This window comes from Halalkaliarchaeum sp. AArc-GB (assembly GCF_031432225.1).
Taxonomy (GTDB): domain Archaea; phylum Halobacteriota; class Halobacteria; order Halobacteriales; family Haloferacaceae; genus Halalkaliarchaeum.
Genome location: NZ_JAVKGM010000003.1, coordinates 165,824 through 179,141 on the forward strand (window position 1 = coordinate 165,824; position 13,318 = coordinate 179,141).

Below are 13,318 nucleotides of genomic sequence, written 5' to 3' on the forward strand. Positions count from 1 at the left end.
TGGTATATAAGTGAAATCAGCGGCCATCTGAAAAACCGTAGTAGCAGAGAATTGATTCGGCAACTACTGTGAAGGGCGAGGCTTGCGCTCGAAAATCACGTCAGATCGCTCCCGCTTTTAAGGGCGCCCGAAGGTCGGCGACACCGTTCAGTTGTTACAGGTATCTGCTATGACAGTGCGCAGTATACCGGCCAGTGCTGTAAACACGCCAGTGTCGTCGACCCGTTCGATGGATCTGTGGAACGAATCGAGCCAACTGAGGTTGGATACTGTCCCCTGCCAAAGCTCCTGGAGTGCCTCACCTCGTTCCTCGCCAGGACGGGCGTTCGCACGCTCGAGTGCAGCGAGAAACGCGACCTGGGTAGCGACGTGATCTGGAAAGTCACCCGGATCGGGCGACACGCCTGCGCGCGCATAGAGGCGGGACATTGTGGCTGCAGGATCTCCGAGTAACTCACCGGCCTCCCCTTCATCGTGAAACGGGGAGTCCGACTCGAAAGATTCGCTCGGTGCCGTCGTGTGAGCGGAGGCAAAGGGTGGGACGTATCGCGGCCCAGGCACGACGAAGAGGTTGTCGTAGGTGATTGCCAGCTTCTCACGATCGACCGTCCCGTCTTCGAGGGACGAGGCGTCGATATCGACGGGCAGCGTGGCGGCGACATCGACGAAGATGCCTGTTTCAATCGCCGCCACGAGGACGTCCATCTCTCCGTCGAACGTCGCCGCGAGCAGTTCGTAGAGATCGGCGCGAGCCTCCGCGACGGTTCTGACTCTCGGCTCGGTGGTCGTCATCCGTCCTCCTGTGGCTCGACTTCGACGGACGTGGCGTACTGAGCGTTGCTTCCGCCGACCGGATCACTCAGACCGGCGTCCCCGAGTTCTTCATCGAGCGGCGCAATGTGGTTGACTGCAAAGCCACAATCGCGACCATCCGCGTGACCCTCACCGGTCGTGTCCGGCGTGTCAGGCCTGTAACCCGTGTGGCCATATCCGTCGGTCGCGCCAGACCGCCGTTCGTCGTCTATCGTCGTCTCGGTCGTATCCCCACCATCCCGCCCATAGCCCCACGCAGCGCCGACGACGCCGGGCATGATCCCACCCGTGACGCGGACAGTCGCAGTAACCGTCCGCCGACCAGCGTCGATGCACACAGTGTCGCCGTTCTCGATGCCACGCTCCGCCGCATCATCGGGGTTCATCCACAGCGAATTCCCTGATTTTGTCTCCCGGAGCCAGGGAGAACCCATCGTACGGGTCATCCCCTGGGTTCGGGGCTTCCAGTTCGTGAGTTGAAGTGGCCGGTCGGGTTCCATCCCGTTTTCGACGAGACTCGTTACCGGAACCTGTACGGTCCCGTTGTAGTGTTTGACGTCCTCGACGCGGGGCAACGGATCGAACCGTTCGCCGTCGTACGCGTGTTTTCCGTTCGGTGCAACCTCGTCGTAGAAATTCACGCGGTTCGCGAGCTTGTATCGCATGTGCTGGCCGTCGTAGGCGTTCGTATTCGGATGCCTGCCGGCGTAATCGTAGTCGTGTCCGTGCTCGGCAAAAGCCTCCTCGTAGCCGTCTATTGGATCTTCGAACCGTCCGCCACGGTTGAGGACGGTCACGACTTTGGCCCACTCCTCGTCTGTCACTGTGGATTGCCACCGTTCGAGATCGAACTCGTCGCCGAGTCCCTTCTCGTGTGCCCGTTCGAACAGTTCGAATTCCCTGTCACTCGCGTCCTGTACGGGCTCGCGGTCGTACGCAATGTTCGCCGCGAGTTTGATGTGGAAGTCCTCCGAGGCGTGCAACGGCCATCGCTCGCCGTCCGCAGCACGGATCGCGTTCTCTCCGACGCCCGGTAGATCGAGTTCTTTCCAGATGTCGATGAGAACATCCTCGAACGGACGGGCGTCGGGAATGACCGACACCGTCGGCTGGCTGATTTTCTCGTCGGCCAACCGCTTGTTGGGGTAGGTTCCGAAGTTCTCCCACCGCTCGAGATAGGTCGGCTCCGGCAATACGTAGTCCGCATATCGACTCATCTCTCCGAGGACAGTGTCCGACGCGACTATCAGTCCGATGTTGTCTTCGTCTTTGAGGTTCTCCGGGATCTTGTCGCCGCCGGCAGAGGCCATGATGTGGTTGTTCGAGTACGGGCGAATGAACAGTGCCTCGACGGCATAGGGGTACTCGTTTTGGGCACTGGCGTACAGTTCCTGGACCGCGTGTGGCGGAATGACCGGAAACCAGGGGCGCTTGGCGGGATATCCACCGTCGCGCTCGAACAGCGACGTCTCCTCGTAATTTACGGAGGCGCGCGTCATCGGGATTCCCCACGGGGAATAGCCGTCGGGGACGTCCCCGAGTTCGTACCGGCCACTCATGGTCGCGTAGCCAGCGTAGGGGGTAATCTGGCCGCCTTTCCAGTCGAAGTTCCCGATGAGATGCTGGAGCGTCGAGATAGCGCGGGTGTTGTAAAAGCCGTTCGTGTGCTTGGCGGGGCCGCGGTAGGCCATGATCGCTGCACGCTTGCCGTGGCTGGTGAATTCGTCGGCGAGTTCGACCATCCGTTCGGCGTCGATCCCCGTCATCTCGGCGTACTCGTCGAGCGTGTACTCGAAGACTCGCTCCCGGTAGAGCGTCCAGGCGCTCTTTACGTGCTGTCCATCGACGATGCGATCGACGTCGAGGGCCCCTTCCTCGGCGTCGCTTGCCGGCACGACGTCGTCAGTCTCCGCATCGACGACGAGGAAGTCGTCACTGTCGAACCCGAGATCCTCGGCGCGTGCCTTCGGTCCGTCCGCTTTATCGACAACTACGAGATGGGTCGCGTCGCTCCAGGTCGGTTCGTCGTCGACCGCCGCTGCATCTTCGTCCGGATTCCGGAGATACGTCTCGTCGTAGCGTTCGTTTTCGAGAATCCACCGTGCCATTCCGAGAGCGAGCGCGGCGTCGGCACCGGGGCGGATCGGAACCCACTCGTCCGCTTTCTCTGCGGTTTTCGAGAGTCGAGGGTCGACGACGTCCATCTTCATCCCGTCTTCGATCGCGTTCGTCAGCTTCGGTGCGAGCCAGGTGGGTCCCTTGTTCGCAACCATCGGATTCGTCCCCCAGACCAACAGATACTCGCAGTTCTCGATGTCGGGATACTGGCGCTTTTTTACGCCCTGATGTGAGCGCTGATAGCCGATGACTCCGGAAAATCCACAGGTTCCGGCGTGGTGAAGACTGTTCACCGAGCCGAGTCCCTGGTGCCAGAGACGCGACCGGATGAAGCCCCGCCGGAAGCCACCGACGTCCACGATCTGGTTGGCCCTGGGTCCGAGGTCCGGGTGATCGGTATCGATGAGAACGTCCTCGTATTTCTCGTCGAACGCCGCCTTGCTCATCTCGTCGTTCCGGACGGCCTCCCAGTCGTCCATCACTTCCTGTTCGGGTGCGAACGCCCACATGTCGCGGAGCCCGTCGTGCCCGAGTTCGTCGTCGCCTTCGACGATCTCCTCGATCGCTTGCTCCCAGGAGATCGTCTTCCACTCGTCGTTGCCACGTGGTCCGACGCGTTTTATCGGTTTTCGGACCCGGTAGCTGTCGAAGGCAGTCTGGATCCCGGCCTGGCCTTTCAGACAGATCCGTCCGCCCGACAGCGACCATCCACTCACGTCGACGTCGCCGGTTCCCTGCAGATCGCCCGTCGCCACGTCGTCGAGATCGCTCTCGTAGGGGACCTGGGCGTACGGCTGCGTGTTCAAAAACGAGTACGGGTTGCCCGCGAGCTTGCGCACGAGCGAACTGTATCCGCCGGCTCCACTGTCGTCTGCGAGTCTGACCTGTATCGGACAGAACGTGTTACACTGCCCGCAGGTCGTATGCAGGACGTCCGAGGCTTCGTACTCGTCGTACTCGGTGCCGATTCCGTTACCGTCGCCGCTCAGCAGTTCCTCGAGGTCGAGCCCGATGCTCGCGAGGCCGCTGGCAGCGGACACCGCGCCGATACCGCCAACTGCCTTCATGAAGTCACGCCGTTCGATACCGTCGTCTGTTGTGTTCGGATCAGTCATGGGTTTCACCGTCCTCTGGAACAAGCGGAAGTAGTTCTATGCCGATCGTGTAGATGACTGCGCCGAGCGCAATGAGGCCAATCGAGAGAAGCAACTCGGGGGTCGACGGGAGATAGAACCCACCGAAGAGCCCATCGAGGGAAGGCTGTACCTGTGCGGGAACGACGATGTTGAATCTCGTCCCGATGATTCCGAGGACCGCACTCGCGCCTGCGAGACCGACGAATCGCGGCTGTATCCGCCAGCGTTCCCGGTGCAACAACGCGAGCGGAACGACCCAGCCCATTCCGACCATCACGAACCAGAAGGACCACCACATCTCACCGGTCATGATCGTCATCCAGGTCGCCATTTCACCGGAGTGGAGGCTGTAGAGTCCGACGAACGCTTCGAGTATCTTCAGCGAGGCGTCAATCAGAATAAAGCCGACGAGGAGTAGTCCCATCAGGTTCAACAGGTCGTAATCGAACTCCCGTTCGGTCAGGGATGTGCGTACAACGTAGATCAGCGCGATCAGTGCCATACCGCTCACCACCGCCGACGTGATGAATATCACGGGAAACAGCGCGCTGAACCAGTATTCCCGGGTTGCCGCGACGGCATAGAGGTTCCCGGTTCCGCCGTGTACGAAGACGACCGCAAGTGGGATTCCGATCAGTCCGAGTCGCTTGAGCCAGCGGCGATCTGTCTCCAGTGCCTGCTCGCTTCGGCCCCGGCGACCGAGCGTGAGAATCCCGGCGAGTTTTCCTCGCAGGCCGCCCTCGTCACGTTTCTCGACGAGATCACCGCGCATAGAGAAGTACAGTTCCCCACAGAGAACTGTAATATACAGCACGTAGGCGTGTACTTCCCAGGAGAGAACAGAGAGCGGCTGCCGCCAGACGAAGGGGTGCCAGAGACGACCCATCTGTCCGAGATCGACGAGAACGAACAGGAGTGCGACGATCATCGAAATAATCGCAACGAAAAGCGCCTCCCGTTCGATCTCGTGCAGTCGCTCGACACCGAACACGTTCGAGAGCGTGCTTACCAGAAACGCCCCCGCCGAGAGGCCGACGAAGTAGATGTAAAACGCGACCCACGCACCCCACGGGACCGAGCTCGAGAGGTTCGTCGACTGGAGGCCCTCGGTAATTCGGAGGTACCCACCGTACGCACCGGCCACGAGCAAGGCGACGAGCAGCGCATACCAAACTACCCTGAGACGGTTCCACCGGACGCCGACTGCCGAGTGTGTATTCGTTGCCATCGTTATTTGAGGTAGTAGACGTTCGGATCGGTCCCTTCCTTCTCTTTCAGCTGAAACGCCCGCGGGGAGGCGGCCATCCGATTCACCTCGCTGTCCGTGTTATCGAGATTACCCATGTATCGGGCATCCCCGACACAAGTCTCGACACAGGCCGGTTCCTCGCCGCGTTGCAGACGATGGTGACAGAAGTTACACTTTCTGACGTTGCCAACAGGTGAGCTATCGTCCCGTGGACCACGATCGACCCCATACTCCGGGCTCGTTATTTCGCCGTTCTCTAGGAACTCGTCCTCGTAGTTCTCGCCGAAGTCGAAGTAGCGTGCTTCGTACGGGCACGCGATCATACAGTACCGACAACCGATACATCGTTCGTAGTCGAGGTTCACGATGCCGTTGTCCATCCTGTACGTCGCACTGACTGGGCACACCTGGACACAGGGCGGTCTCTCGCACTGCATGCACGGGCGCGGGAGATTCGTTCGTGAGACGTTCGGATACTCGCCACGCTCCCGCTCGAGGACGACGTTGTACGAGACGCCGGGTGGTGTCCGATTCTCCGCCTTGCACGCGACTGTACAGGACTCACAACCGACGCACTTCTGCAAGTCGATGACCATCCCCCACGTGACTTCCTCCGCACCCGTCTCTGAACCGTCTGGAACTGATGCCACCTCACATCCTGCTACCTCTTCCATCGATCCGGCTTCACAGTCGAGGGATTCGGCAGTCCGGTCGTCTATCGTCTGTTCGATCCGGTCGACTGCCGGATTCGGCGTCTCCCGGTACGCGTCGCCGAACACGTCGGCTGCAGCACCATCGTAGCGTTGCCAGAACTCCTCACTCGACAGTTCGCCGGTGCTCACTCGCCGTGCGTCTTCGGCCATCTCCAGCCCCAGGCCAGTCTCGTAGGGGGAATCATCGAGGACAGAGTTTGACTCTGCTTGGACCCCTCCGTCGAGTTGCTGTGAATCCGGGACTGACGGTATTGCGTCGCCGGCGTCGCTCATGGTCGACCACCAGGCGATCGCGTCGAATGCTGTCTGGACGTCATACGGATTAAGAGAGGAACCCCAGGGGCCTGAGCGTTCTACCGATACTCTTGGGCGGAGCCACAGCGATTTGCAACGCATATAGATGGAATACCGATACTGTTTGGTTCTTCCTGCTGTTGACCTCCCATAATCTGCTAAAGTGGTAAAATCCCACTCTACAGCCCCAAAAACCAGTGTTCTCACCCTCTGAGAACTACTTTGCCCCACTTTAGCCGTCGATCCGTAGGGCGCCTATGGAGGCTTCGAGCGAACGATCCGATAGTCCGGGGTGGGGACCGTGAGTGTAATCCTGCTCATTTCGATACTGGTGCGACTGGTCGGAGTCGCGTACTCGGTCGTATTGCTCTATCAGAGTGGTGACCGCAGGTTTGGCTTCCTGACGGTGATGCTTGCGCTGATGGCATCCCGACAACTGTGGACACTGATCGCCGCAGGTGGTACCGGTTTCGACGAATTACCCGGACTCGTAGTGAGTTTTCTGGCACTGGCAACAGTCCACTACCTCTCCCAGTACGTGGAGGAAGAAACCCGTATCAAGGAAGAGCTGAAAGCGGCCAACGACCGCCTCCGGAGTTTTCGCGAGGCAGTAGAGCACGCCGGACACGCGATCTTTCTCACGGATCCCGACGGAACCATCGAGTACGCCAATCCTGCCGTTGAAGACGTGACAGGCTACAAACCGTCGGAGGCCGTCGGGGAGAACCCGCGGCTGTGGAAATCGGGAGAGCACAGCGACGAATTTTACGAGACCATGTGGAAGACGATTACCTCGGGAGAGACCTGGAAAAGCGAGATCGTAAACGAGCGGAAGGACGGCACTCTCTGCTGGGTAGACATGACGATCGCCCCGATCGCGAGCGGGACCGGCGACATCGAACAGTTCGTCGCGGTCGATACCGACGTGACCGAGCGCAAGAAGCGGGAACTGCGGATCAACAAACAGAATAGACGTCTCGAGTTGTTGAACACGACGAACGAAGTTATCAGAGACGTCAACCGAGAACTCGTCCAGGCCGACACTCCACAAGAGATAGAGACGGTGGCCTGCGAACAGTTCGCCGGTGCGGCCCCGTACGAGTCGGCGTGGTTTGCGACACGAAACATGGTGACGGATACCGTTCGAGCGCGAACAGGCGTCGGCCTCGACAATTCTGATCTCGAGACGATCGTCGCCGCGATCAACGACGCAGACCACGAAACTGTAGTCGATCGGGCACTCTCGACGAACACGACCCAGATTTCCCGGGCCACCGACGACACCCCGACCGTAAGTGACGGCGACGACACCGCGGATGGCTGTGTGTGTTACACGTGCATCGACGCGGCGGTCACGATCGCGATTCCGCTCACGTATCGCGACGCACAGTATGGGGCGCTCGTGGTCCATGCCAGTGAGTCCGAGGCCGCAGACGACCTCGAAATTACCGTGTTGAACGAAGTCGGCGAGACGATCGCGTACTCGCTCAACGCTGCCGAGAGCAAGCAATCGCTCGTGAGCGACCGGGTGACCATGCTCGCGTTCGAACTCGGCCCGGACGACGAACCGCTGGTTTCGCTGGCCACCACACTAGACAGTGATCTCGAACTCGAACGGGTTTCGACGCGTGCCGATGGATCTCTCGTCGAATACATCCGACTCGATGGCGTTCCAGCAGCGACCGCTGCGGAGTCTGCAGCCGAGACGTTCGACGAAATCGAAATAGTCCAGGAAATGGATGACGGGTGTCTCATCGAAGTTACTGCTCCCGAGACGTCTATCGTGGCGACGATCACGGAGTATGGCGGAATCGTGCGGACAATGACTGCCGACGATCAGGGGGGTAACCTCGTCGTCGAACTCTCAAGCGGGGCCGACGTCCGGGCCGTCGTCGAAGCAGTGTTCGAAAGGCACCCGGGAGTCGCTCTCGTCGGGCAACACGAACAGGACAGGGAACCCGACACGCGAGGACAGTTCCGTGCGACGATCGAAGAATCACTCACGGAGAGACAGTTCGAGGCCGTGCAGATGGCGTACTTCGGCGGCTACTTCGAATGGCCCCGCAACTCCAGTGGTGAAGATCTCGCAGAACGAATGGGTGTGACCCAATCGACGTACCTTCAACATCTCCGAGCAGGACAACAGAAGTTCTATTCGGCGTTTTTCCAAACGGATGATGGCGTCGGCCGGCACCGAATGCGTGCGTGAGTTCGAACCGTTCAGAGGTACTCGGTGAGTGTTTCCACTGTTCGATCGAGCGGTTCGTCAGGAACTCTGCAAACGTAGTCGGTCATCAACGTCGGTTTGAGTGGGGCAACGGCGTGTGGAACGATCGAACTATCTCGGAGGGCCGTTCGGTGACGGTAGTCGTCCTCGTCGAGGGAAATTCGCTCGCCGTACCAGGTCTGCGTCTTGACATCCTCCCCCGCTCGCTACGTGTCAAAATAGCGGCCTCGGCACTCACGACTCACAATCTATCCACAGTTCAGTACGACTCCACTTGGACACCGAGCCTGCCGAAGTGCTCGATATTCGCTGTGAGGACGGGTTCGTCGTAGATGTCCGAGACTGCTGCAACCATCGGATCGACTTTGTCGATGCCGCTTTCACCCTCCGCCTGCTGGTCGGCCTGCGCGAGCAACTGTCCGGCGCGATGAGCGATCGTCTCGGTCTGTTCGACCACCGGATACATCCGCAGCGCGTTCCTGACGTTCCTGCGTTCGTTTTCATCGCCGAACTCGGCACCGTACGAAAGCTCCATGACGACCGGTGATGGAACCCGCTGAACGGTCTTCGTCTCGGAGAGTTCGACGCCTTTCTCGAAGGCCTCCTCGCGACCGTCGAAGAGGTCGATCAGAAACGACGTATCGAGGATCACTCGAACCGCTCCCGGAGCCTGTGCTTTGCTTCGGCATCGGTCTTGCGCTTGTTTTCGAGCCGATTTCGCATTTCCGTCGCCGTTTCTGACGAGAGTATTCCGGCGACGTCCTCGGGATGCGGTCCCCCGATGAGCCGGCGGAGCGTCTCTTCCATCGTTTCGTTTTCGCGCTTGTGAGCCTTCACGAACTCGTGGAACTCCTCGGAGAGACGAACCGATTTGCTCATATACCGTATACTCGGATATACGCACTCATCAATCTTCGGCCGTGGTTCGGGAGTGCTCTTGCTGTCGGTCGCACGCGTCCGGCTCGGTGTAGTGGTTGTTGACTCTGCCTGGGGCCTATGTCTACCGTGGCCATCCACAGAGCCGCTTAGAGATGACGTCTCCCGTCAAAAATGGCGGCCTCTGCACTCGAACCCCGACGATGTACTGGTACTATTAATCTAAGTCATACTCAGATAGCTGCTGGAACTCAATCACATATTCATTATCGTTTTCATCTGTTCGGTCATTCCAACGATCTATCATAGCGTCGGCATTATCGCCAATATCCCGAGCTACTAAAGTTTCTGCACCTTTATTCCAGAGTTTTCGGTACTCACCAATATCTCTCGTCATATTCCGACTAATCGGGCCTTCTACCTTTCCATACTCTCGATCTCCATAGTTGTCGTTGTCTCTTGAAATGATAACAAATGGAGGATCGCCCTGATTACGAGTTAGAAAACTAAGAGCGTTTTTAAGACCAAATCCATGTTCGTTTAATACCCCATCAGCATTATCGGTATTCCCCGAGGTCCAGATATCTTTCCGGAGCATTTCTGGCGACATACCTTCCCCAGAGTCTGCCACTATGACCTCAACCCGATCTTGATGTCTGGTAATTGTTATTTGTATTCGGAAACTTTCATCTACATCATCTTTAGAAAAGTATTCTCCATCTTTAATATTGGCACTAATACTATTAGCAATTAATTCTGCGATTGCATTGTGAAACTTCATTGACTGCTTTGCTAAACCAGTAAAATGTCCTTCAACATCCAATCCAACTTCACAGTTCTCCGATGTAACGGTATCAGGCATAGTTTATCCTGTTCGCCCTTAGCTAAATTTTTTATGACGAAGTATAGGGGGCTATTCACCTTCCACGGGATTCTTATGGTACCAGTAAATCGGTGGCCTCGGCACTCATAGGGCTCCTCACTACCGGGTGCCAGCCGGTTCGGAACGGTGCCTCGTCATCGGCCGGGGAACCCTATCCGCCGAACGGGTTAAAAACTCACGTCCGGTCGTCCATCCCGTGTATCCGTTGGAGCGTCTCTACCAGCTCCGACTCGTACGAGCCCCCGAACAGGTGGACGTGAACCAAAAGCGGATAGAGCCGATAGACGAAGCGGCGACGCTCGAAGAACCCCGGGTCGATGCCGCGCACCTCGTCGTATCGATCGAAGAACGCCTCCCCGAACGCCCCGGTCCAGTCCGCGTACGCGAGTTCGATTTCCGGATCCGCGTAGTAGCAGGCCGGGTCCAGGAACGCGACGAGTTGACCGTCGCTCGCGAGCAGGTTCGTCCGCCAGACGTCGCCGTGAATCAACCCCGGATCGACGGGCCGGTCGATTGCAGCTGCGGCCACATCGACGGCAGCCTCGACGCGATTGGCCAGGGCGTCGTCGATCGCCGACCGCGTCTCCGGTGTGTCGTCGATCCAGCCGGCAGCGAGTTCGCGCCCGTCGACGTCGATCGCGAGATCGTGAGAACCTATGTTTTCACCTCGGTTCTCCGGGACCGTCCCTTTTTCTCTCCCGGGTAACGCCCAGGAACTCGAAGCGTGCTCCACCGGTTGCACTCTCTGTGACCGACAGTTCCCACCCGTGAGCGGTCGCGATGTGTCGCACCGCCGCCAGCCCGAATCCCGTCTGTTTCCGGCGATCGGACACCCCCGCCTCAAGCACGTCATCCCGCCTGTTTTCGGGGATCCCCGTCCCGTCGTCCGCGACGTAAAATCCGTCGGGGAGTACGCCGATCTCGATCGTCACCGGCGGATCGCCGTGTTCGATCGCATTTTGATACAGTTCCCGGAACAGCCCACGGAGGCGCTCGGGGTCGGCAACGACGGCCTCCAGTTCGGCGAGCCCCCCGGATGTGTGGAGGGTTGCCCCCGGAGATTCGGTGCCCTCGTCGATCCTCGCCCAGTCGTCGGTTTCCTCCCAGGCCGATCGGGCGACCGACGCCAGATCCAGATGTTCGGCGTTCTCGACCGGCGTCCCCTGCCGGACGAGCGCGTTCAGGTCGTCGAAAAACGATTCGAGACGATCCAGTGCTGCGATCGCCCGCCGAATCGACTCGTCGTGTTTCCCGTCACTCTCGCCGAGACTGCCAGTTCCGTCCGACACGTGCTGGAGATACCCCTTCGCGACGTTCAGCGGGCTCCGGAGGTCGTGGGAAACGACCCGCCTGATCTCTTCGATGCGTTCCTGCTCCCACTGGAGTTGGGCGCGACAGTCGCCGAAGGGCTCTACCGCGTCGCGATCGTCGGTCGACCGAGCGGTGTCGACTTCGCGTCGGAAACAGTCTTCGAGACGACGAACTGAACCCGGAGCGTCCCGTCGGACGTACCCCGTCACACCGGCGTTGAGCGCCTCCGCGGCGATCCCCTCGGATCCGTCAGCGACGAGCAAGACGAACGGAACGGACGCTGCCGGGGATCGCCGGTCCAGTTCCCGACGGAACTCGATCCCGTCGATGCCCGGCAGGTGGTAGGCGCTGACGACGCAGTCGACGGTACCACCTTCCAGGCGAGAGAGCGCCGATTCCGCGTCGGGTTCCTCGCGGATTTCGATCTCCGAATCTACTCCCTCGAGGGACCTCTCGACCACGGAGCGTCCCTCCCCGTCGTTTCCGACGTACAACACGCGGACCGGCGAAGTCATATCGATCCGATACGCGGAGCCGTCTCCAATAACTTTTGGTTCCGCTGACAGATTTGCACCGTCCGTCCGGTTGCTGGTCTCTCGGCTCGAATGGAGAAACACTCATTATTCTCGGTCGTAGAGTCCCGATTACGTTGACAGGATCTATCGTCGCGGACTTCCGGGCCGATGTCGAACTGAGCAACTGGGGGGAAGAGGCGGCCGGCCGAGCCCGGGTCGTCGTGACAGACGAGAAGATCGGGTTCGCCGCCGACGGGACGAAACGGGCGATCCCCCTCTCGGACGTCTTCGACATCGTACAGGGAGTCTCGCCCCGAACCGACGCGGGCACGACCGGAACCGTCACGCTCGCGTTTCGGGCGGAGGGACGCCGGGCCACCGCCTCGCTTAGCGCCGACGTGGAGACGCTGGTCAAGTTCCAGCGACTCCTCTATCAGCAGTTGCTAAACGGGACCGAAGTCGTCGCCAAGCACCGCCACAGCGTCGGCGAATCGGAATCCCGATCCCGAGCGTTCCGGTTGGTCGTCACTGCCTCCACGATCCGGCTGGAACGCGACGAGGACGAGCCGATCGTCATCCGCAGGGACGACGTCACCGAGTTCAAAACGCCGGCAGACATCTTCGACGGGAACGATCGGAAACCGGTCGTCGTCATCTACGCCGAAACCGACGGGCGAGTCACCAAAACGAGCGTCAGCATGCCGTCGTTCCGGAGTCTCAATCTCTTCGGACGATACCTCCGGGCGGATCTACTGTCGACCGACGCGATCGGATACGCCTCGGAGCGGGAGGGAACGATCGAACTCCTCCTGGTCGACGATGATCCACACGACCTGGAGATGGCGGAGCTGTTCTTGAAACAGCAGTCCGACCGGTTTTCGACCACGTCCGTGTCCAGCGCCGCAGGAGGACTGGACGTCCTCTCGGACGGGGCGGACGGTGATCCGGGAGTCGACTGTATCGTCAGCGACTACCAGATGCCGGGGATGGACGGGATCGAGTTCCTGAAGGAGGCCCGCGAGCGCTATCCGGAGCTTCCGTTCATCCTTTATACGGGCCAGGGGAGCGAGGAGGTGGCAAAGCGGGCGATCCTGGACGACGTCACCGACTACGTCGAAAAGGACGTCGGCCTCGAACAGTACGAAATCCTCGCGGAACGAGTTCTCCAGGCGGTTCGATAGCC

Annotated in this window: 11 protein-coding genes; 2 read left to right on the forward strand and 9 right to left on the reverse strand. The window is 59.7% G+C overall.

The genetic code is table 11. The annotated features are described in order from the left end of the window. Positions 1-147 precede the first annotated feature (147 nt). Genes RH858_RS05590 through RH858_RS05605 form a run of 4 tightly spaced genes read right to left on the reverse strand, consistent with a single transcriptional unit; the run spans position 148 to position 6,302 of the window. Entirely contained in the window at positions 148-792 is a 645-nt protein-coding gene (locus RH858_RS05590) for a molecular chaperone TorD family protein (RefSeq protein ID WP_259535711.1), read from the reverse strand. After that, on the reverse strand, positions 789-4,046 hold the full coding sequence (locus tag RH858_RS05595; RefSeq protein WP_259535709.1) for a molybdopterin-dependent oxidoreductase: 3,258 nt from the start codon (positions 4,044-4,046) through the stop codon (positions 789-791). The genes RH858_RS05590 and RH858_RS05595 overlap by 4 nt, the downstream gene beginning before the upstream one ends. After that, on the reverse strand, positions 4,039-5,295 hold the full coding sequence (gene nrfD / locus RH858_RS05600) for an NrfD/PsrC family molybdoenzyme membrane anchor subunit (RefSeq protein ID WP_259535707.1): 1,257 nt from the start codon (positions 5,293-5,295) through the stop codon (positions 4,039-4,041). Before nrfD ends, RH858_RS05595 begins: the two co-directional genes overlap by 8 nt. A 2-nt stretch (positions 5,296-5,297) precedes the next feature. After that, positions 5,298-6,302: a 4Fe-4S dicluster domain-containing protein gene (locus tag RH858_RS05605; RefSeq protein WP_259535705.1), complete on the reverse strand. Its 1,005-nt coding sequence runs from the start codon at positions 6,300-6,302 to the stop codon at positions 5,298-5,300. A gap of 322 nt (positions 6,303-6,624) precedes the next feature. On the opposite strand from RH858_RS05605, the gene RH858_RS05610 reads away from it, so the two are divergent. Continuing rightward, complete coding sequence (locus RH858_RS05610; RefSeq protein ID WP_310561314.1) at positions 6,625-8,532, forward strand: bacterio-opsin activator domain-containing protein; 1,908 nt, start codon at positions 6,625-6,627, stop codon at positions 8,530-8,532. A 277-nt stretch (positions 8,533-8,809) separates the two neighbouring features. On the opposite strand, the gene RH858_RS05615 is transcribed toward RH858_RS05610, so the two are convergent. The 5 genes from RH858_RS05615 to RH858_RS05635 all read right to left on the reverse strand — a co-directional run bounded on the left by RH858_RS05615 (position 8,810) and on the right by RH858_RS05635 (position 12,135). Further along, positions 8,810-9,202 (reverse strand): PIN domain-containing protein, encoded by a 393-nt coding sequence (locus RH858_RS05615; protein WP_259535701.1) that lies wholly within the window; start codon positions 9,200-9,202, stop codon positions 8,810-8,812. Further along, positions 9,199-9,429: a hypothetical protein gene (locus RH858_RS05620; RefSeq protein ID WP_259535699.1), complete on the reverse strand. Its 231-nt coding sequence runs from the start codon at positions 9,427-9,429 to the stop codon at positions 9,199-9,201. The genes RH858_RS05615 and RH858_RS05620 overlap by 4 nt, the downstream gene beginning before the upstream one ends. A gap of 214 nt (positions 9,430-9,643) precedes the next feature. After that, positions 9,644-10,288 (reverse strand): ATP-binding protein, encoded by a 645-nt coding sequence (locus RH858_RS05625; protein WP_310561315.1) that lies wholly within the window; start codon positions 10,286-10,288, stop codon positions 9,644-9,646. A gap of 196 nt (positions 10,289-10,484) precedes the next feature. Further along, complete coding sequence (locus RH858_RS05630; RefSeq protein ID WP_310561316.1) at positions 10,485-11,051, reverse strand: fructosamine kinase family protein; 567 nt, start codon at positions 11,049-11,051, stop codon at positions 10,485-10,487. Further along, a complete protein-coding gene (locus tag RH858_RS05635; RefSeq protein WP_310561317.1) occupies positions 10,972-12,135 on the reverse strand; it encodes a hybrid sensor histidine kinase/response regulator in 1,164 nt (387 codons plus the stop codon). The genes RH858_RS05630 and RH858_RS05635 overlap by 80 nt, the downstream gene beginning before the upstream one ends. A gap of 134 nt (positions 12,136-12,269) precedes the next feature. Here RH858_RS05635 and RH858_RS05640 point away from each other — a divergent pair, with 134 nt between their 5' ends. Beyond that, positions 12,270-13,316: a CheF family chemotaxis protein gene (locus tag RH858_RS05640; RefSeq protein ID WP_259535689.1), complete on the forward strand. Its 1,047-nt coding sequence runs from the start codon at positions 12,270-12,272 to the stop codon at positions 13,314-13,316. The last annotated feature ends 2 nt before the right edge of the window (positions 13,317-13,318 follow it).